At 62.8% G+C, this 20,272-nt stretch carries 19 protein-coding genes; 10 read left to right on the forward strand and 9 right to left on the reverse strand.

Annotation, left to right across the window (positions count from 1 at the left end):
- Positions 1 to 10: 10 nt before the first annotated feature.
- Positions 11 to 901: a DMT family transporter gene (locus tag B9Z31_RS10585; protein WP_100119537.1), complete on the forward strand. Its 891-nt coding sequence runs from the start codon at positions 11 to 13 to the stop codon at positions 899 to 901.
- Between the two features lie 13 nt (positions 902 to 914).
- Here B9Z31_RS10585 and B9Z31_RS10590 read toward each other — a convergent pair whose 3' ends face one another.
- The 6 genes from B9Z31_RS10590 to B9Z31_RS10615 form a co-directional block, all read right to left on the reverse strand.
- Positions 915 to 1,376 (reverse strand): GatB/YqeY domain-containing protein, encoded by a 462-nt coding sequence (locus B9Z31_RS10590; protein WP_100119538.1) that lies wholly within the window; start codon positions 1,374 to 1,376, stop codon positions 915 to 917.
- A 109-nt stretch (positions 1,377 to 1,485) separates the two neighbouring features.
- Complete coding sequence (gene rpsU / locus B9Z31_RS10595; protein WP_019428257.1) at positions 1,486 to 1,698, reverse strand: 30S ribosomal protein S21; 213 nt, start codon at positions 1,696 to 1,698, stop codon at positions 1,486 to 1,488.
- Positions 1,699 to 1,880: 182 nt separating this feature from the next.
- Entirely contained in the window at positions 1,881 to 3,098 is a 1,218-nt protein-coding gene (locus tag B9Z31_RS10600; protein WP_100119539.1) for an NAD(P)/FAD-dependent oxidoreductase, read from the reverse strand.
- Between the two features lie 43 nt (positions 3,099 to 3,141).
- Positions 3,142 to 3,927 (reverse strand): uroporphyrinogen-III C-methyltransferase, encoded by a 786-nt coding sequence (gene cobA / locus B9Z31_RS10605; protein ID WP_100119540.1) that lies wholly within the window; start codon positions 3,925 to 3,927, stop codon positions 3,142 to 3,144.
- A complete protein-coding gene (ybiB, locus tag B9Z31_RS10610) occupies positions 3,924 to 4,823 on the reverse strand; it encodes a DNA-binding protein YbiB (RefSeq protein ID WP_100119806.1) in 900 nt (299 codons plus the stop codon). The genes cobA and ybiB overlap by 4 nt, the downstream gene beginning before the upstream one ends.
- A 52-nt stretch (positions 4,824 to 4,875) precedes the next feature.
- On the reverse strand, positions 4,876 to 5,565 hold the full coding sequence (locus B9Z31_RS10615) for a substrate-binding domain-containing protein (RefSeq protein WP_100119541.1): 690 nt from the start codon (positions 5,563 to 5,565) through the stop codon (positions 4,876 to 4,878).
- Positions 5,566 to 5,676: 111 nt separating this feature from the next.
- Between B9Z31_RS10615 and tsaD the strand changes: the two genes are divergently transcribed.
- From tsaD to B9Z31_RS10635, 4 genes are all read left to right on the forward strand, one after another.
- Positions 5,677 to 6,720 carry a tRNA (adenosine(37)-N6)-threonylcarbamoyltransferase complex transferase subunit TsaD gene (gene tsaD, locus B9Z31_RS10620; RefSeq protein ID WP_100119542.1) on the forward strand — a complete coding sequence of 348 codons (1,044 nt, stop codon included), beginning with the start codon at positions 5,677 to 5,679 and terminating at the stop codon, positions 6,718 to 6,720.
- 212 nt (positions 6,721 to 6,932) lie between these two features.
- A complete protein-coding gene (locus B9Z31_RS10625; protein WP_100119543.1) occupies positions 6,933 to 8,207 on the forward strand; it encodes a branched-chain amino acid ABC transporter substrate-binding protein in 1,275 nt (424 codons plus the stop codon).
- 89 nt (positions 8,208 to 8,296) lie between these two features.
- Positions 8,297 to 10,294, forward strand: a complete 1,998-nt coding sequence (locus B9Z31_RS10630; protein ID WP_100119544.1) for an FAD-dependent oxidoreductase — start codon at positions 8,297 to 8,299, stop codon at positions 10,292 to 10,294.
- A gap of 61 nt (positions 10,295 to 10,355) precedes the next feature.
- The gene (locus B9Z31_RS10635; RefSeq protein WP_158235677.1) at positions 10,356 to 11,342 is read left to right on the forward strand and encodes a tripartite tricarboxylate transporter substrate binding protein; all 987 of its coding nucleotides are present in this window, start codon (positions 10,356 to 10,358) and stop codon (positions 11,340 to 11,342) included.
- A 21-nt stretch (positions 11,343 to 11,363) separates the two neighbouring features.
- Here B9Z31_RS10635 and B9Z31_RS10640 read toward each other — a convergent pair whose 3' ends face one another.
- A complete protein-coding gene (locus tag B9Z31_RS10640) occupies positions 11,364 to 12,683 on the reverse strand; it encodes an FAD-binding protein (RefSeq protein WP_158235678.1) in 1,320 nt (439 codons plus the stop codon).
- 118 nt (positions 12,684 to 12,801) lie between these two features.
- Entirely contained in the window at positions 12,802 to 13,476 is a 675-nt protein-coding gene (locus B9Z31_RS10645) for a GntR family transcriptional regulator (RefSeq protein ID WP_100119547.1), read from the reverse strand.
- A 209-nt stretch (positions 13,477 to 13,685) separates the two neighbouring features.
- Between B9Z31_RS10645 and B9Z31_RS10650 the strand changes: the two genes are divergently transcribed.
- The 4 genes from B9Z31_RS10650 (at position 13,686) to B9Z31_RS10665 (ending at position 17,355) form a co-directional block, all read left to right on the forward strand.
- The gene (locus B9Z31_RS10650; protein WP_100119548.1) at positions 13,686 to 14,879 is read left to right on the forward strand and encodes an NAD(P)/FAD-dependent oxidoreductase; all 1,194 of its coding nucleotides are present in this window, start codon (positions 13,686 to 13,688) and stop codon (positions 14,877 to 14,879) included.
- Positions 14,880 to 14,940: 61 nt separating this feature from the next.
- On the forward strand, positions 14,941 to 15,573 hold the full coding sequence (locus B9Z31_RS10655) for an isochorismatase family protein (RefSeq protein WP_100119549.1): 633 nt from the start codon (positions 14,941 to 14,943) through the stop codon (positions 15,571 to 15,573).
- Positions 15,574 to 15,576: 3 nt separating this feature from the next.
- Entirely contained in the window at positions 15,577 to 16,317 is a 741-nt protein-coding gene (locus tag B9Z31_RS10660; protein ID WP_100119550.1) for an arylmalonate decarboxylase, read from the forward strand.
- Between the two features lie 60 nt (positions 16,318 to 16,377).
- The gene (locus tag B9Z31_RS10665; protein WP_100119551.1) at positions 16,378 to 17,355 is read left to right on the forward strand and encodes a tripartite tricarboxylate transporter substrate binding protein; all 978 of its coding nucleotides are present in this window, start codon (positions 16,378 to 16,380) and stop codon (positions 17,353 to 17,355) included.
- Positions 17,356 to 17,413: 58 nt separating this feature from the next.
- Here the strand turns inward: B9Z31_RS10665 and B9Z31_RS10670 are convergent, their stop codons facing one another.
- Positions 17,414 to 18,913 carry a M81 family metallopeptidase gene (locus B9Z31_RS10670; RefSeq protein ID WP_100119552.1) on the reverse strand — a complete coding sequence of 500 codons (1,500 nt, stop codon included), beginning with the start codon at positions 18,911 to 18,913 and terminating at the stop codon, positions 17,414 to 17,416.
- Between the two features lie 151 nt (positions 18,914 to 19,064).
- Between B9Z31_RS10670 and B9Z31_RS10675 the strand changes: the two genes are divergently transcribed.
- Positions 19,065 to 20,267: a C45 family peptidase gene (locus B9Z31_RS10675; protein ID WP_100119553.1), complete on the forward strand. Its 1,203-nt coding sequence runs from the start codon at positions 19,065 to 19,067 to the stop codon at positions 20,265 to 20,267.
- Positions 20,268 to 20,272: the final 5 nt, after the last annotated feature.

Genomic DNA, 20,272 nt, shown 5'->3' on the forward strand with positions numbered 1-20,272 from the left:
CTGCCGCGCTGTGCAGGCTGAACTCTTGGCGGCGTTGGCCGCTTTGTCGTGGGCGGTGGGCAGTTTGTTTTCTGCCGCAGCGTCCAGCCGCATGGGCGCGTTTGCTTTCACGCGCTGGCGCTTGTTTTTTGCGCTCACCTTGCTGTGGGCGCTGGCGCTGTTCACGGGTCAATGGCGCAGCCTGGACGGCTCGAGCATCGGCTGGCTGGCCCTCTCGGGCTTGATTGGCATTTTCATTGGCGACACGGCCCTGTTTGCCTGCATGAACCGGCTGGGGCCTCGCCGCAGTGGCGTGCTGTTTGCCACGCATGCCATTTTTTCCACCCTGCTGGCCTGGCTGTTTTTGGGTGAAACCCTCTGGGGCTGGACCTTGCTGGGCGGCAGTTTGCTCGTCTCGGGCGTGATGGTGGCCATCGTGTGGGGCCGACGCGAGAGTGAAACCCATGCGTGGGAGAACACCCAAGGCACTTTGTTGACCGGCGTTTTGTTGGGCTTGCTGGCCGCCGTGTGCCAGTCGGTGGCCACCTTGATGATCAAACCCTTGATGGCTTCGGGCGTGGATGCCGTGGCGGCGTCCGCTGTGCGCACGAGTGCCAGCTTTTTGGCACATTTGGCCCTGCTGTGGACGGGGGCTCAGGTGGCGCGGGTGCAAAACCCCTTGAGCGCCAAAACCCTGCTCAACACTTGGGCCAGTGCCGCAGTGGCCATGGCCCTGGGCATGACCTTGATCTTGCAGGCCTTGCAGACCGGTCAGGCCAATTTGGTGGGCATTTTCTCCTCGCTCACCCCCATCTTGCTGCTGCCCTTGTTGTGGGGGGTGTACCGCCGCCGCCCGGCTTGGGGCGCCTGGGGAGGGGCGGTGATGGCGGTGGCCGGGGCGGCGCTGATCTTGCAGGCTTGATGGCCCGGCTGTGTCAGCCTGCGAGGGCCGCTTTGACCGCAGCCGACACCTGACCCATGTCGGCCTTGCCGGCCAGTTGGGCCTTCACAGCACCCATCACTTTGCCCATGTCGCCTGGGCCCACCTTCTTGCCCATTTCTTCACCCAGCTCGGCCACGATGGCCTGCACGGCGGCGCTGACTTCTTCGGCCGACATGCGCGCGGGCAGGTAGGCCAGCAGCACGGCCATTTCGGCCTTTTCTTTGTCGGCCAGGTCCTGGCGAGCGGCTTGTTCAAATGCCGCGATCGAGTCTTTGCGCTGTTTGATCAACTTGTCGACGATGGCCACGACGGCCACATCGTCGAGTTCAATGCGCTCGTCCACTTCCTTTTGCTTCATGGCCGACAGCAGCAAGCGGATGGTGCCCAGACGCTCGGCGTCTTTGGCCCGCATGGCGTTCTTCATGTCTTCGGTGATCTGGTCTTTCAGGCTCATGGGAGGCTCCTGGTGGGTGACAAAGAGGGGGGTAGAAACAACAAAGCCCGCCTGAGCGTCCTCCAGCGGGCTTGTTTGCAGACCTTTTCAGGTCATACAAAACAGAAGATCAATACATCTTCTTGGGCAACTGCATGCTGCGCACACGCTTGTAGTGGCGCTTGACAGCGGCCGATTTCTTGCGCTTGCGCTCGGTCGTTGGCTTTTCGTAGAACTCGCGGGCACGCAGGTCGGTCAGCAGGCCGAGTTTTTCGATGGTGCGCTTGAAGCGACGCAGGGCAACGTCAAACGGCTCGTTTTCTTTCACGCGGATGGTGGTCATTGAATCAAATTTTCCAAAAATGTGCCGGCTGCGCAAACAAGGGAGATCGGGCCCTTGAAAGCCAGTTTCGGCGGTTCCCCGTCACGAACTAGTATTTGGCAGACGGGGGATTTGCCAGCAAAGCCTGAGATTATAGCGCCTGTAAACCGCTTGCGGGCCTGATGTCGGTGATCCCGGTGGATCTAATGGGCTGCGGTGGGCAATGCCTGGGCGCAAGCATGGCCGCTGGCCCACGCCCACTGAAAGTTGTAGCCGCCCAGCCAGCCGGTCACGTCGACCACCTCGCCAATGAAGTAAAGGCCGGGCTGTTTGGACTCCATGGTCTGAGAGGACAGGTCGCGCGTGTCGACCCCGCCCAGCGTCACCTCGGCTTTTTTGTAGCCTTCGCTGCCTGTGGGGGTGAGCGTCCAGTTGGACAGCGCCTCGGCCAATTTGTTCAGGGCTTTGTCGGGCACTTCGGCCGAGCTGCGTTGCAAAGCCGGGTCCTGACTGACCCAGGCTTCTGCCAGTCGGCTGGGCACCAAGGTCGCCAGCTCGTTGCCCAGCCGTTTTTTGGAGCGCAGCTTGGCCTCTTGCAAACGTTCGGGCAGGTTCACCTCGGGCGCTAAATTCAGGCGGATGGGGCTGCCCTCTTGCCAATAGCTTGAAATTTGCAACACGCCCGGGCCTGACAAGCCCCGGTGGGTGAACAGCAGGTCTTCGTCAAACTGCATGCGGTCTTTTTTCTCGCCGGTGCTGATGCCGACGGGCAAGGCCAGGCCTGCCAGTTCGGCATAAGGTGACCAGGCGGCGCCGTCGAACGTCAAAGGCACCAAGCCCGCTCGGCGCTCGACCAGGCGCAGCCCAAATTGCGTGGCCACCTCATAACCCCAGCCTGTGGCCCCGATTTTGGGAATGGACAAGCCACCCGTGGCCACCACCAGTGAGCGTGTCTGCAACGGGCCTTGTGCCGTGTCCAGTTCATAGCGGCCATCGGCCAAGTGGCGAACGGCTTGCACGCCACAGCGGCTGCGCAGCGTTACGCCGCCTGCATCGCACTCGGCCAGCAACATCCGGATGATGTCCTCGGCCGAGTGGTCGCAAAACAACTGGCCTTTGTGCTTTTCGTGAAAGGCAATGCCGTGTTTTTGCACCAAGTCAATGAAGTCCTGCGGCGTGTAACGCGACAGGGCAGAGCGGCAAAAATGCGGGTTTTGGCCGATGAAGTGTTTTTGCGGTGCCGATGCGTCCAGCAAGCGGTTGGTGAAGTTGCAACGCCCTCCGCCCGAGATGCGGATCTTTTCGGCCAGTTTGTCGCTGTGGTCGAGCACCAGCACTTTCAGTCCGCGTTGACCTGCGACACCCGCACAAAACAAGCCAGCAGCCCCGGCACCCACGATCACCGCATCCCATGTATTCATGGGTCAGGAGTGTAAGGGGCGAGCGCCCACAGGGGGCATCAGGTCAAGCGATCCGCTGAGCCGCCGTGTGTGGCTCGGCCTTTTGCCAAGCGCGTGCACCTTGCACCACATCGCCCACCACGATGATGCAGGGGCTGTGCAGGTCTTGCCCTTGCACCGTAGCCACCAGTTCACCCAGCGTGGTCAGGACTTGGCGCTGTGTGGGCAAGCTGGCGTTTTGCACCACGGCCACGGGCGTGTGGGCAGGCAGACCGCTTTGCAAGCCCTGGCAGATGTGCGCCAGACTGCTCACGCCCATGTAGATCACCAGCGTCAGCTTGGCTTGGTGGGCGGTGTGGGCCAGCAGCACCCAGTCGGTGCCGGTGTCACCGGGTTTGGCGTGGCCCGTCACAAACACCACGCCGTGCGCGTGCTCGCGGTGCGTCAGCGGCGCGCCCAGACTGCTCATGCCCGCCAGGCCCGAGGTGATGCCGTTGACCACCTCCACCTCAATGCCTGCGGCACGCAGGTGCTCCAACTCTTCACCGCCCCGGCCAAAGATGAACGGGTCGCCCCCTTTGAGCCGCACGACGTGTTCACCTTCATGCACGGCGGTGATCATCAGCTTGTCGATGAAGGCCTGCGGTGTGCTTTTGCAGCCGCCGCGCTTGCCCACATGCACGATGCGTGCGGTGGGCGAGGCATGGGCCAGCACCGCGTCGTTGACCAGATCGTCCACCAGCAGCACGGTGGCGCTGGCTATCGCGCGGACGGCTTTGAGCGTGAGCAGCTCCGGGTCGCCCGGGCCTGCGCCGACCAGTGTGCAACGCCCTGGGGTTGGGGTGCTCATGCGCTCACCTCGTGCAAGATGTGCTGCACTTGCAGCGCCAAGGGGGCGGGCACGGGCCATTCACCGCGCACGACCTGCTGGATGTAGGCCGCCGTGGCCGCAGCGTCGGTGCCGGGCAAATCGGGCATTTGAGCCAAGGCGCCTTCTTGCTGGGCTTGCACGCGCCGGGTTTGGCCGCTTTTGAAAACGTCCATCGCCGGGGTGCGCCGGGCGTCGGCCACGGGCTCGCCCTCGGTGCCGCGCAGCAGCAGGGCGTGTTGCCCGGTCAGCGCAAACGTGGCCGACATGGACTGCAAATATTCGGGGTGCGTGTAGCTGCCCACCACCAGCGCTGGGCCATCGCAGGGGTTCATGAGTTTGACGAGGCTGTGCCCGGGGTTGCGCAGGCCCACCACGCGGCGAACGGAAAGCAGCCGCTCCAGCCCAGTGCTCAAAGTGCCCGTGGGCACAAACACCACTTCGCCTTTTTTCACCTGGGCCGATGCGCCGCATGCCGCCACACCCAGCTCGGCCAGCACCGCTTGGCTGCTCACCCGCTTGTCTTCGGTGGCCGTGCCGTGCACCACCACCGCCACACCCTCGCGGGCCAGCATCAGGGCCAGCAAAGGCGTGAGCACAGGCAGTTTGCGTGCGCCGTTGTAGCTGGGCAGCACCACGGTGGGGGCGTGATGGGTGTGGACCTTGTTCAGACGTGCGTGGGTGGCGTCCAGAAAACCCGCCATCTCTTCGGGCGTTTCGCCCTTGATGCGCATGGCCAGGCAAAACGCACCCAGCTCCAGGTCGCTCACTTCTTGGTCGAGGATCTGGCCCATCAAGTCGGCCGCCTGCGCGCGGCCGAGCGCCCGCGCGCCGTCTTTGCCGCGCCCGATGTCCTTGATGTAGTGCCCGATGCCCATGCCACGCATTGTGGAGGAGTCCATCTAACTGCTGGTTATATGGGTATGGGGCTCAGGCCGCAGCCATGCCGTGCTGGCGCTTGAGCGCGTCGCACGCGGGGGATTGCCAAAAAGCCAGCAGCGCACGCATGTCGTCTGGCTGGCTGCAGGTCGCGGCCACCGAGCCCGAGAACGTGGTGATGATCTCCACCTCGGGTGGCAGGCCGCCCACGATGGTGATGCCCGCCACACCCAGCATTTCGCTCAGCTGCTGAAAGCCCAGCGCCACCTCGCCTTGGGCCACCAGCGAGCCCACGGGCACACCGGGCTTGGCCTGCACGGTGCGCGGCGCGACGGTCTCGGCAATGCCCCAGGCCTCGAACTGTTTGGCCAGTTGCACGCCACTCGGACCGGTCGAATAGCCCAAGGTGGGGGCGGCCAGGATGGCGGCCTTGAGCGCCGCTTCGCTCGAGATGTCGGGCACGGGCTGGCCCGCGGGCACGGCCACCGCCACGCCCGAGCGCACCAGGTCGGCGCGGCTGCCCGCCTGCACATGGCCGCTGGCCAGCAGTTTGTCGATGGCGTCACTGGCCAGCACGACGCCGTCCAAGGCTTCGCTCGCCTGCACACGCTTGGCGGCATCCACACCGCCGACCGACTCCACTTGAATGTGCACGTCCGGGGCTTGCGCTTGGTACAGCGCCACCAGATCGGCCAGCAGCGGCTTGGTGGCCATGGAAGAAATCAGTCGGAGTGTGGTCATGGTCTGGGCTTTGAATGGGGGACGGTTGTGGGAGCGACGCCCTCGTTGCTCGCAGCAAGGATTATGGCCAAGGGCAGGGCCAGCGCCCATGCCCCGCTTAAACTACCTGCTATGCGAATTTTGGGTATCGAATCATCCTGCGACGAGACGGGCGTGGCCTTGGTGGAAACCACGGGCGATGCGCTGCCGCGCCTTTTGTCGCACGCGCTTTACAGCCAGATCGAGATGCACCAGGCCTATGGCGGCGTGGTGCCCGAGCTGGCCAGCCGCGACCACATCCGCCGGGTGTTGCCGCTCACGCGCCAGGTCATGAGCGAGGCCGGGGTCGGTTTGCGCGATGTCGATGTGGTGGCCTACACCCGTGGGCCGGGTCTGGCCGGGGCGCTCTTGGTGGGCTCGGGTGTGGCCTGTGCGCTGGCCGCGTCTTTGGGCAAGCCGGTGCTGGGCGTGCACCACCTCGAAGGGCATTTGCTCTCGCCGTTTTTGAGCGCCGACCCACCGCAATTTCCCTTCATCGCCTTGCTGGTGTCGGGTGGCCACACCCAGTTGATGCGGGTGGACGGTGTGGGTCGCTACGCGCTGCTGGGCGAGACGATCGACGACGCCGCAGGCGAGGCCTTTGACAAGTCGGCCAAGCTCATGGGCTTGCCTTACCCCGGTGGCCCGGGTCTGTCGCGCCTGGCCGAGCAAGGCAACCCGGCCGCCTACAAGTTGCCGCGTCCGCTGCTGCACAGCGGTGACTTTGATTTTTCTTTCGCGGGCCTGAAGACGGCCGTACTCACCCAAAGCCAAAAAATCGGCCCCGCCGCGCACACCGACGGCGCGCCCGAGCGGGCGGACTTGGCCGCATCGACCCAGGCGGCGATTGTGGAAGTGCTGGTCAAAAAATCCATGAACGCCCTCAAGGCCACCGGCATGAAACGCTTGGTGGTGGCCGGCGGCGTGGGGGCCAACCGCGAGCTGCGCGCCCAACTCAATGCCGCTTGCGCCAAAGCCAAAGTGCGTGTGCATTACCCCGAGCTGCACCTGTGCACCGACAACGGCGCCATGATCGCCATGGCCGCCGCCATGCGTTTGCAGTCCGGTGCACAAGTGGCCGAGGCCCGCTACAGCTTCGACGTCAAACCGCGCTGGCCCTTGCACGAGTTGGTTTGACGCTGGCCTTTTCCCGTGTGGGAGCGAGCCCCCGCTCGCGAAGGCCGGCAAGCCACTCGGCCTTTTCAAACCGCACGGCCAGCAGGCATTCGGCCGCAGGGGCGTCCTCCGACAAAAGCCTTTTGGCTCACGCGTCAAATACCGGCTCACACAGGGCAGTTACACTGCGCCCGCTTGTGCATTTACCCGTCTGATGAGGTTCTGTTTTCAATATGCGATCGTCGTTCATTTTTCGTCGTGCCCTGGTCTCGCTGGTGGCCAGCTTGGTGTTGACGCCCGCTGGGGCGCAATCGCCAGCCCCCCTCAAGCTGGCGCTGATCGAGGGCCTGAGTGGTCCCTTTGGCAACACGGGTGAGGCGGTGGTACGCAACATCGCTTGGGCGGTGGAGCGCGTCAATGCCCGCGGCGGCGTCAAGACCGCGCAGGGCACGCGCCCCATGGTGCTCGAGCGCTACGACAGCAAGGGGCAGAGCGAAGAGGCTTTGTCTGCCCTCAAGTCGGCCATCGACGACGGGGCGCAAGTGGTGCTGCAAGGCAACTCCTCGGCCAATGCCGCCGCCCTGATCGATGCCATCAACAAACACAACGAGCGCGAGCCGACCCAGCGTGTGCTGTTTCTGAACTACTCGGCGGTGGACCCGGCGCTGACGAACGAGAAGTGCAGTTTTTGGCATTTCCGCTTTGACGCCCACGCCGACATGCGCATGACCGCCCTCATGACCGTGTTGCGTGAAGACCAAAAAATCAAATCGGTGTACCTGATCGGGCAGGACTACAGCTTTGGCCAGGCTGTGCTGCGCGAAGCCAAACGCCAATTGGCCGAGCAACGCCCAGATGTGAAAGTGGTCGGCGATGAGCTGCACCCCATGGGCCGGGTGAAAGACTTTTTGCCCTACGCCACCAAGATCAAAGCCAGCGGGGCGCAAGCGGTCATCACCGGCAACTGGGGCAACGACCTCACGCTCTTGGTCAAGTCGGCCCGTGATGTGGGCTACGAAGGCAAGTTCTACACCTTTTATGGCAACGCGTTGGGCGCGCCTGCGGCCTTGGGGGATGCCGGTGTGGACCGCGTGATCGCCGTGGCCGACTGGCTGCCCAATGTGCCGGGCAAGGCCAGCGAGGCGTTTTATCAATCTTTTCGCCAACGCTTCAGCAAGCCTTCAGAGGACTATGTGCATGTGCGCATGCAGCTGATGGTCGAGGCCCTGGCCCAAGCCGTCGAAAAGGCGGGGAGCACCGAGCCCATGGCCCTGGCTTTGGCGCTTGAAAAAGCCCGCGTCAGCATGGCCGGGCAAACCGGCTTCATGCGCGCCGAAGACCACCAGTTTCAGCAGCCCTTGGTGGTGGGCGTGATGCAGCGCCAGGGCAGCCCGGGTGTGCCCTTCGATGTCGAGGGCTCGGGCTATGGCTTCAAGGTGGTGCGGCAGATCAAGGCCGAGCAAGCCCGTCTGCCCAGCAAATGCCAAATGGCGCGTCCGGGATTCTGAGCAGGTCAGCTCCCGGGGTCTCGCAGGGCGCTCTGTCCTAGGGTTTTCGTGGAGACTTGCTGCCGGACTGCTCATCCATACTTGATTGGATGCAGCTCACCCCGCAATCTCCAGACAATCCATACCCCGCTTTGTTTTCGCCTTTGCGCTTGGGTGGGGTAGCGCTCAAAAATCGGATCGTTCACGCCTCTATTTCGACACGTTTGGGTGCCCGTGGGGCTTTGGGCGAAGGCTACTTGCGTTACTGCGAGGCGCGCGCCCGGGGCGGTGCAGCCATGCTGGTCACAGAACCTGTGGGTCTGGGGCCTTGGCAAAACCCGATGCGTTTGTCAGCCTACGACGCGGTGCATGGCGTCGCTCTTGCGCGTTTGGCGGATGCCGTGGGGGCTCACCAGTGTCATTTGGTGGCTCAAATTCAGGATCCAGGGCGGGGGCGCCACATTCCAGGCCGTGGCAGCCAGGCATTGGCCCCCAGTGCCTTGCCCGACGACCTCAGTGGCACCATGCCGCGTGCCATGAGCACCCAAGAGGTTCAGGATTGGGTGGGCATGGTCGCTGAGCGGGCCTTGTTGTTGCAGCGGGCCGGTTTCTCTGGGGTCGAGTTGTCGGCCTGTCATGGGCATTTGTTTCACTTGTTTTTGTCGCCCAGGGCCAACCGCCGCGACGATGCGTATGGCGGTGACGCCACCGGCCGCACCCGCTGGCTGGCCGAGATGACGCGGGCGGTTCGGAAGGCTTGCGGTGAGCGCTTTGTGGTGGGCATCAAATTGCCGGCCGATGACGGCTTGGCCGACAGCATTGCACCTGAGCAGGCCATCGCCATCGTGCAAGCCTTGCTCCAGCAGTGCCGACCCGATTACCTGGCCTTTGCGCAAGGCGCGCACGCGCGCTCACTCGAGATGCATTTGCCTGACATTGCCGGCCCACGCATGCCCTACGGCCCATTGATTGAGCGACTGGCGGCCCATGCCCAAGGCGTGGCGGTGATGAGTCTGGGGCGCATCACCGATCCGGCCGAAGCCCAAGCGCTGCTGCAGGCAGATCGGGTTCAATTGATCGGTTTGGGCAGGCCTTTGATCACCGACCCGCAGTGGCCCGAGAAGGCTAGGCGGGGGAAAGCCGGACTCATCCGCTACTGCGTGTCGTGCAACACCTGCTGGAAAACCATCGTGCAAGACCGCCCCATTGCCTGCGACAACAACCCCAGACTGGCGGCGCAAACAGAGGGGCAAGCGCTGCCCCCCACCCGCCAGCCCCAAAAACTGTTGGTGATTGGTGCCGGCATCGCCGGTCTTGAAGCCGCCTGGACCGCTGCGGCGCGGGGGCATCAGGTGCGCGTGGTGGGGGCTTCGGCGCAGGTGGGTGGCAAAGCCCGCCGTCTGGCCAGTTTGCCCACGCAAGATGCTTTGTCCAGCATTTACGACTACCAATTCGAACGGGCGCAGGAACACGGCGTGCAGTTTGATCTGGGCCGCCGACTGGCGCCTGAGGAGGTGGCCCAGCAAGACTGCGACGCGTTCATATTGGCCACGGGGGGCACACCGGTGTGGCCGCTGGAGTTGCCCGAGTCCCTGCGTGAGCTGGGCTGGATTCCGGACCTGCCCACCTTGTGCGCCGATTTGCCGCGTTATGGCCAGCGGCAAAAAGGCACGGCGGTGATCTGGGACCTGGACCCGGTGGAGGGAACCTATGCGGTGGCCGAACGCCTGGCGGCCTTGTTTGAGCAGGTGGTGGTGTTGACGCCGCGAGAACAAATTGCGCTGGACTGCAGCCTGGTCACGCGCCAAAGCGTTTTGCGGCGCATGCACCAGGCTGGCGTCACGGTGCATGTGCTGAGCCAGTTGCACTGGGATGATGGTTTTGAGGCGCACGGGCGATTGGCGTTCGACAGCATTTATGGTGGTCTGCGCCGCGAGATCCACGACGTGGCGCTGCTCACTTATGCCACGCCGCGCCAACCCAACACCGAATTGCTGCAAGCCCTGCAGGCCAGTGGACAACCGTTTTACCGGGTCGGTGACTGCCTTGCCGCCGGGGAGACATTGTCAGCCACCGCTCAAGGTTATGGTGTGGGGGTGTCGGTATGACGCTGCGCCCGACCTGTTGGCCATCTGCACGAATGTCCTTTTCATCAACACGGAGACTCGCATGAACGCACTGAAAACCCGTCGCCTGGCATGGGCCTCGCTCGCCGCCTTGCCTTTCTTGTGGCCCTTGAGCAGTGGGGCCCAAACCACCGATTGGCCGACGCGCCCCGTCACCTGGGTGAACCCTTTCGCGGCAGGCTCGGCCGTGGATGTGGTGGCCAGAATCATCGCCAACAAAATGGCGGCCAACACCGCGCAAGGCATGAACGTGGACAACAAAACCGGTGCGAGCGGCAACATTGGCACCGACTTTGCGGCCCGAGCCAAGCCCGATGGCTACACCTTGCTGCTCGGCTCTCCCGGCACCATGGCCATCAACCCCTATTTGTTCGCCAAGTTGCCCTACGATGCCCTGAAGGACTTCACGGCGGTCACCCAGTTGGTGTCCTTTCCTCAGGTGGTTGTGACCAGTCCCAAGCAAAACTTCAAGACCTTGCCCGAGCTGATCGCTGCCGCCAAATCCCAGCCCGATAAATTGGCCCACGCCTCTTCCGGGCCGGGCACCACATCGCACTTGGTCATGGAATTGATCAAGGCCGACGCGGGCATCAAGCTCACGCATGTGGGCTACCGGGGCGGTGCTCCGGCGATGCAGGCGGTCATGGCCGGCGATGTTCAGGCCGGTGTTGAAGGCTTGCCCTCCTTGGTCGGTCAGATCAAGTCCGGCAACATTGTCCCCTTGGCGGTGACGTCCCTCAAACGCTCCCCCCAGCTGCCGCAGGTCCCTGCGATTTCCGAGTTCATTCCTGGATTTGATGCCACAGCCTGGATCGTTTTGATGGCCCCGGCGGGCACCCCGCCAGCCTTGGTCGCACGCATTCAGGCCGAGGTGAAAAAAGCCTTGGACGATCCGGGCGTGAAGCAGCAACTCGAAGCACAAGGCGCCACGGTGGTGGGCACCAGTGCCGCTGACACCCAAGCCTTTCACCGCAGCGAAATGGCCAAGTTCAAACGGGCGGTTGAGATCTCGGGTGCCAAGGCCGAATGAGCCAAGGCCCCGGTGTCTGGCTCAGGTCAAAGCCTGAGCCAGTCGCCAGCCCAACCCAAAAGCTTGGGCCAGCCCATTGCCCGGCAAGTACCCGTCAGCGCCACGCCCTGATAAACCGGCGGCGCAGCCCCCGACGGCAAACACGTTGGGGATGGCCTGGCCTTGTTGGTCCAACACTTTCCCATCCGCGCAGGTCAGCAAGCCACCCTGGGTGTGCGACAGCGCGCCGGTCACCCAAGAAGCCTTGAACGGCGGGGCCAACACCCGCGCAAAGACCTGGCGGCGCAGCGGGTCGTGTGCTTGACCCGTGGCAAAAGTCCCCACGGCCTCCAGCGTCCGCTCCAAGGTGGGCAAATCGATCTGGGTTTGCGCGGCAAGACTGGCCAAATCGGGCGCAGTGATGACTTGCCCTGCCTTGACCGCTTGCTGGTAGGCCCCGTGGTTGCCCAATTGGGCCTCGATGGCGGCATCAAAAACCTCCAGCGCGACGCCACCGGCTTGAGCCAGCACAGCGGGGGCGAGTGCCGAAGGGCCGATGTCTTCGGCTACAAAGCGCACACCTTGTCGGTTGGCCAGAAAGCCTCCCAGTGTCGGTATGGACATGCCCAGACGGGTCGCACCGCCGGGGTTGGTGTGGCCTTGGCCCTGGTAGCCGTCCATGCCCCAGAGCTGTGCACCCCACGCGATGCCCAGGGCCATGGTGCTGCCGTCTTGCGTGGGCGAGCCATTGTGCAGTGCACCGGCCATGCCGGGGATGAAGCGGGCCACCATCTCCGCGTTGGCCCCGAAACCCCCGCCAGCCAGCACGATTTGGCGGGCTTGGATGCGATCGCTGCCGACCCGCAACTCAAAACCCGGATCCAGGCGCTGCACTTGTGCGGGCTCGGTCAAGCACCGGATGCGAGGGTATTGCGCGCAGGCTTCGCGGAACCAGCCGTGCAAAGCGGCCCCCGAGGCGGGCACCACGCAGTGAAAGCGCAATTGGCTGTGACCGGGGGCGACCATGTCGGGCAAAAAATGCAAGGGCGCAGCGCATTGCTGGAGCAAAAAATCGGTGGCCAAAGGCAGGGCATGCGCCACAGCACTGGCAATGTTTTCATTGACCATGCCAGGGGCAAATTGGCGCAAATCGTCTAACCAGGCTTGAGGGCTGTCGGCGTTGCCAGCGGCACGCTGCAGTGACGAGCCCGCTGCTGGGAAAAGACCGCCGCTGATGGCGAAGTTGTTGAGCCGGTGCGCATGGGGATCGATCAAGGCGACCTGCAGGCCACGCGCCTGAGCGGCAAGGGCCACAAACATGCCCGCGGCCCCCGCGCCCAAAATGGCGACATCGAATTTCATTGCACTGCCTTGTTGATGAAAAGCCAAGGATTGGCCCTGCCCGGGAAGGATGGTCCATGGCATTGGAAGCGCATCACGGACGACCCAGTTTACTGAATCCTGCGTTCATGGCGGTGTCTCAGAGCATGTGGATGGGCATCAAGGTTTGACTGAGCATGGCCAAAGGCCGGGCGCTGATGATGTGGGTTTGCATCTTCAGTCGCCCGAGCAAAGGATCTCGGCTCCGCAAGGACTCGATGATGTCCCAATGTTGCTGATTGGATCGACGGATGTGCACCTCCCCGGGCCAGGTGTGCTGCTTCATGGTCACCAAAGGCAACTCGATCAAAGAGCGCGCCAGGGACTGCAGTCGTGGCGACCCACTCGCTTGCAGCAAGATGTCATGAAAGCGGGTGTTGCAGGTCTGAAAGCGGGTGTATCGGTCTTCTTCCGACAGTTCGGCTTGCGCCAGTTGGCGGTCGATTTCGGTGGCGACTTCGGCCAGAGCGTCCCAATGGTCTGGCTGCCCATGGATGGCGGCCAAGGAGGCCGCATGGCCTTCCAGGACGGCCCGAAGTTGAAAGATCTCATCCACCTCAGAACTGCTCAATTGCGCCACAAAGGTGCCGCGGTTGGACTCGGTGCGCACCAGCCCTTCGGCGCTCAGGCGTCTGAGCGCGTCACGAATGGAGGTGCGCGAAACGCCGACGCGCTGCGCCAACTCTTCCTCCAACAGGCGTTCGCCGGGCTGAAAACTGCCGCGGATGATCAGTTCACGGATGGTGTTGTGGGCAAGGCTGCTGGCACGCGTCATGGTCGGTGTGAAGGGGGAGTTGGGTTTAACTTGTGTACATTTTCAAAGGCGAATGGATGTCAAGCGCGTGTTTTGAGGTTTTATTTTTGGGGGTTGTGGGGTAATCCTGCTCATTTTGTAGGTGAATTCCCTGAATCTATGAATTTTGCCAACAGGTATGAATTGACTTTGTGTACAGTTTATCCAGAGTTGTCTCTTTGGGAAAACGAATGCGCGCACATGTGTTGATTGCTGGTGGAGGGCCTGTCGGCCTGGTCAGCGCTTTGGTACTCGGCCAGGCGGGCGTGGCGGTGACCTTGCTTGAATCGTCGGCTGAACTCAATCGGGACCTGCGGGCATCCACCTTTCACCCGCCTACGCTGGACATGCTCGCCCCCTTTGGTCTCACCGCCAAACTGGTGGAGCAAGGCTTGGTGGCCCGTTACACCCAACAGCGTGACCGCAAGGACGGTGTGATTGCGGAATTTGACTTGGATGTGCTCAAGGGACACACCGATCACCCCTTTCGTCTGCAATGCGAGCAATGGAAACTGGCCGACCTGATCAAACAGGAACTTGAGCGCTTGCCCCACGTCAAGTTGCTTTTTTCAACCCGGCTGGAATCGGTTGCACAAAGCGCCGATAAGGTCTCGGCCATGGTCAACACCGAGGGGCAAACCCACCCCATCGAAGCCGATTACATGATTGGTGCCGATGGTGCCTGGAGTGCCACGCGTCGGACCCTGGGCATCGATTTCGAAGGTCTGACCTATCCGGAGCGCTTTTTGGTCATCTCCACCGACTTCGATTACGCCAGTCACTTGCCGCGTTTGTCGTATGTCAATTACTGCTCTGACCCGCAGGAGTGGTGTGTTTTGTTGCGTGTGCCCACCCTTTGGCGCGTGCTTTTTCCCACCAAGGCGCAAGAATCGGACGAGGAGGTCATGACCGACGAAGCGGTACAGGCCCGTTTGCAAAGTTTGCTGCCGCAGCCCCAGCCCTACAACACCGTGCACCGCACGCTGTACAAAGTTCACCAGCGTGTTGCCAAGACCTTCATTCAGGGCCGTATCTTTTTGGCCGGTGATGCCGCGCACATCAACAACCCCCTGGGGGGCATGGGCATGAACGGCGGCGTGCATGACGCGATGAATTTGACTCAAAAATTGCTCCAGGTCATTCAACAGGGCGCAGACATGGCGGTCATGTCACGCTATGAGCGCCAGCGCCGCACCATTGCTATCGACTACATCAACGCCAGCACCGCGCGCAACAAGCGGGAGATTGAAGAGCGCGATCCGGTGGTGCGCCAGCGGGTGCAAGATGAGTTGAGAGCCACATGCGAAAACCCAGCCAAGGCGCTGGACTATCTTCGCAAGTCATCCATGATCGAAGCGCTGGAGCGCGCAGAGTCCATCGCATGATTCACCACGACCGGGATGGGGTCAAACCCCTGCGCAAAGTGACCAGAGGGCGGCGCTGACCATGGATAAATTCGCGATTTACCGACATCAAGGTTTGGGTGGCACCAGTGGCATCGGGCGTCGGTGCGCCTTGATCTTGGTGGACTTTGTCAATGGCTTTGTCGATGCCGATCAATTGGGTGGGGCGCACATTCAGGCCGCTGCAGACCAAACGGTGGCTTTGCTGGCTTATTTTCGGGCGCAGGGTCTGCCGATCGTTCACACCCGTGTGGTCTTCTCCAGCGATGGCTCGGACGTCAATATTTTTGCCCTTCGCATACCGCCTTTGCAAAAACTCACAGAAGAGGCGAATGCTTCGCAGATCGTGCCTCAACTCGAACCCCAGCAGGGTGAATGGGTGATTCGAAAACAGTCTGCCTCCGCCTTTTTTGAAACCGGCCTGGCGGGCTGGTTGTTGCAGCGTGGGGTCGATACCGTGGTCATCACGGGTTGCACCACCAGCGGTTGCGTGCGTGCCAGCGTGGTCGATGCCATGCAGCACAACTTGCGCACCCTGGTGATTTCGGATTGTGTGGGCGACCGTGCTTTGGAGCCACATGCCGCCAACCTTTTTGACATCCAACAAAAATACGCCGACGTGATGACGCGCGATGAGTTCATCACCCAACACCAAGCCGCCAAGGCTTGCATCTGATCTATGGACCACCTCGCATACCGTCAAAAACTGGGCACCTTGGGGCCCTCGACCAACACGATCGTTCAACCCGACTTTGATGACCTGAGGCCGGTGGGCGTCACCAACCATTACAGCCGCATCGCGATTCCCAATGACCCCGTCACCGACGATGCCAGCTTTGTCAAACTGGTCAACAGCATCAACCAGGCCACCATGGAGGCTGTGGACGTTTTGCGCACGTGCGAAATGGATTACCTGGTGATGGGCATGTCTGCGGCGACCTTCTGGAACGGTCGTCAAGGGGCCGGGCAATACCTGAAAATGATGCAGGACCGGGCGCAAGTGGGGGTCTCTTGTGGCTCTTTCGCGACCGAGGCCGCTTTGAATGTTTACAAGGCCAAGCGCATCGCCTTCATGTCCCCTTACTTTGAAGTGGCCAATGCCCAAGTGCGTCGTTTTTACGAAGACTGTGGCTTCACGGTGGTGCGCGATTTGTGTTTGCAGCGGCCCAGTCCGGTGCAGATCGCCCACACCACAGACGAGATGTGCCGCCAGGCGATCTTGCAGCTCGATGGAGACGACGTCGACGCGATCGTTCAGGTGGGCACCAATCTGTCCATGATTCGTTTGGCCGCAGCAGCAGAGTTGTTTTTGGGTAAGCCGGTCATCGCCATCAACACCGCCACCTACTGGCACGCTTTGCGGGCCCTGGGGGTGCAAGACAAAAAAGCCGGGTTTGGCTCTTTGATGGAATTTCACTGACGGGCGTGCGCAACGCTTTCGTCAGCTTCTTTGTTCGTTCATCACCGAAAGGATGGGTCTATGCGCCGTCGTGAATTGCTCGTTTCCTCTGCAAGTCTGATGCTCTCGGGTGTGGGTTTGCCCGCCTTGGCCCAAGGCCAGGCTTTTCCAAGCAAGACGGTGCGCATTGTGGTGCCCGCTTTGGTGGGGAGTGCCGATGTGTTTGCCCGCGCCATGGCCCAGCGCTTGGGGCCTGCCCTCGGCCAGTCGGTCATCGTCGAGCAAAAGCCCGGGGCCGGCACCAACATCGGCAACGACTTCGTGGCCAAATCTGCCCCAGATGGTCATACCTTGCTGATCAATGGCCTGCCACTGGTGACCAACCAGGCGCTTTACGCCTCACTGCCCTACAACACCATGCGTGACCTGGTGCCGGTGATCGAGGTGGCCGAGGTCACCAATGTCGTCACCGTGCACCCCAGTTTGGGGATCAACTCGCTGAGCGAGCTGGTGCAACAGGCGCGCAACGACCCCAACAAGTTCAACCACGGCACGCCAGGGGCCGGTAGCTCGGGCCACTTGGCTGCGGAGTTGCTGGGTGTCAAGACCGGTGCCAAGTTCACACATGTGCCCTATCAGGGCAATGCCCAAGCCACCAACGACCACTTGGGCGGTACTTTGCAAGTGGGTTTTGTCAATTTGCCCGTGGCGATGCAGTTCGTCAAAGCCGGACGGTTGAAAGCGCTGGCTGTGACCGGGTCCCGCCGCTCGGCCTTGCTGCCGGATGTGCCCACGGTGAACGAAGCATTGGGTCTGAACGACTACGAGCTGGTGGGCTGGTTCGGTATTTTGGCGCCCGCCAAAACGCCGCCAGAGGTCGTCCTTCGCCTGAACGCCGAGATCAACAAGCTGATGCGCGAGCCGAGCTTTTTGGAGGTCATCCGAGGAGCCGGCGGTGATCCCTTGGGGGGCACGCCTGCCCAGTTCGAAGCCCGGATGCGCCGTGACGAAGCCCGACTGTCTGAGGTGATCCGGATTTCAGGCGCCAAAGCCAATTGATGACCCGCATGGGGTCGGCGCGCGGCTGTGGCTGGCGCGCGGACCCGGCATGACCGCATCAGGGCTTTGTGGGCCAACAGACATCAAGGTCTAAAGGGTAGATCGGCCGCCGCAGGCGTTTGAATTGCAGTTCGCTGTAGTCCGAGGTGCAGGCCCCAGCCCCCGCGCACTCCACGGTGGCGCGGGCCAAGTGGCCCAAGCCCGCGCGCCAGTGCACCCGGCTTTTGAGCACCACAAAATCCTTTTGTGTCGGGTCAATCCCCAGACTCAGCAGGGCGTTCACATCAAAGGGCTCGACATGGCGCGAGATCAGCGCCACCTCCACATCGCCCGTGTCGATCACCACGGCTTGGCCCATGTTCTGGCGGGCACCTCGGCTCATGGGGCCTTTGTTGCGGTACTTGCCGTTCGAGATCAGTTTGACCACACCGCTCAAGGCGATGGGGGCGCTGCGGTGCGGCATGAGCGGCATGGCCATCTTGCCGCCCACTTGCAATCGCACCTGTGCGCCGATGCCTGCTGCGATGGCTTCTTGCACCGCCTGCGGGTCAAAAATCGCAAACACCGCCACGTTGCGCAAGCCTTGGCGCAGCACCTCGGCCAGCACGGCGGTGGTGTCCATGGTGCCACCCGAGGCCGCGTTGTCGTAATGGTCGAGCAACATGACCGGGAACTCGGTCAAGGTTTGCGCACGGGCCACCGACGTGGCCAGGGGTTCCACCTCGTACACCCATTGGGCGCGGCTGTCCCAGGCCATTTGCATCAACTCGTCACGCAGCCGCTGGGCCAGTGCCGGGTCGTTGTCGGTCACCACCACCACCGACATGCCCGCGTTCTCGATGTCGGCGTGTGGAAAACCGGTGAACACACTGGCGCACAAAGCGCCTTCTTTTTCCATTTGCTGGGCGCGGGCCTGGATGGCGCGGTTGGGCTCGTCCAGCGAGCTTTGCCGCATGATGTGCGGGATCATGGGCAAGCGCCCCCACGCGGTGGTGGGTTGGGCCTGGCCCCGCAGCAGCTTGAGCAAGGCCGAGCCTGCCCGCATGCCGGTGTCATACATGTCCACGTGCGGGTAGGTCTGATAGCCTGCCACGGTTTGTGCCAGCTCAACCATGTCGGCATGCACGTTGGCGTGCATGTCGTAGGCCACGCCGATGGGGGTTTGGGCGTCGATGGCGCGGATGCGGCGCAGCAACTCGCCTTCGCCGTCCTCGTGGCTTTCGCTCACCATGGCGCCATGCAAATCCAGCAAGATGCCGTCAAACCCACCGCGGGCGACGGCCTGCAAGATGGCTTCACTCATGGCCTCGTAGGCCGCATCCAACACCAGGCCGCTGGGCGCAGCGTGCGCACCCAGCGCCAGCTCAAACTCAGCCCCCGCCTGCTCGGCCAAGTCAATGAACGCCCCGGTGGCCGTGCCCGTGCCGCGAAATGCTGCCACGGCAGCATCGCCTCGCGGCGGCGCTTCACCCGGGCCGAGCGCAAAGCGCTGCAGGTCGGTGGGCACAGGCGAGAAGGTGTTGGTCTCGTGCATCATCATCGCGATCAGCAAACGCATAGGGCCTCCCGTTCAACATCTGGCCATGATGGCCCCGATGTCTGGCCTTGCACAGTCACCGAGGTGCCAAGCTGAGAGAAGATCTGCGTTGGCCCGGGTTGACAGCAAGCCGTGCAGGATTAAGACTGAAGCCCCTTGACGGAGATGGCGCATGTTTCCTTGCATCGACACTGTGGGTGCCGCATCGGCTTTTGAACGCGGCCAAATCTATGGCCGCGAGGCCAAAAACCGAATCCAGCACAGCGTGGTCACTTATGCCCGTTTGTTTGCCGCCTGTGGCATCGACTGGGTCAGCGCTTGCGATCGGGCCATGCGTTTTGAGGGCGTCATTGCCCAAGTCGACGCCGACCTGATGGCCGAGTTGCGCGGCATGGCCGATGGCAGCGGCCAAACGCTGGGCAGCCTGATGGCGCTGAACTGCCGCACCGAAATCCTGCCGCCCACCTTCTTGGCGGATGCCCCAGACTTGAAAGACGCCGCCCAAGCTGCGCTGGCCGCCAACCGCGCCGCAGGCCTGCCCGACTGGCTGGCGCGAGCCGTTTGGGACCAGGCCTTGCACGACGGCGAATGCACCGCCATGGGCGTGACCGCCGCCGCCAGCCGCACAGGCCAAGCTTGGCTCGCGCAGAACTGGGACTGGATGGGCCGCCAGCGCCAAGCCCTCGTGGTGCTGCACACCCAAGGCCCGAGCGGCCAAAGCATCACCACCCTGACCGAGGCGGGCATGCTGGCCAAGATCGGCATCAACCAATCGGGCTTTGCGCTGGGCCTGAACATCTTGCGCTCGGTGCGCGACGGCAGCCGCCTGGGTGTGCCCGTGCATGTGTTGCTGCGCCATTTGCTCGATGGCGACTCGGTGGCACACGCCCGCCAGCGTTTGACTGTCCTGCAATCCGAACTGGGTCTGGGCTTTGGCGCGGCCTCGAACGTGCCCTGTGCCGATGCCCAGGGCCAGACCGCGTGTTTCGAGGTCTCGCCCGCAGGCTGGGCCGAGGTCACGCCCACCGAGGGCGTGGTGCTGCACACCAACCATTTCGTGTGCGAATCGCTGCTGGCCGAGCAGGCCCCCATGGGCCCCGGTTTGTCGAGCCAAAGCCGCCTCATCACCGCCCATCAACACACTTTGCAGCGCCCCATTGGCCAAGCCGAGCTAGAGCACTTTTTGCGCGACGAGTCGGATGGATTTTTGTCCATTTGCCGCAGCCCCGACCCGAGCGTTCCGCCCGAAAGCCGCGTCGAAAGCGTGGCCGGTATCGTCATGCACACCCAACCGCCCGCCATGTGGGTGGCTTGCGACGTGCCCAGCCGAGTGGCGTTTGAGGCCGTGCCTTTGGCCCAACCCGCGCAGCGTTAAACAGG

The organism is Limnohabitans sp. G3-2 (assembly GCF_002778275.1).
In the GTDB taxonomy this organism is placed as follows: Bacteria; Pseudomonadota; Gammaproteobacteria; order Burkholderiales; family Burkholderiaceae_C; genus Limnohabitans_A.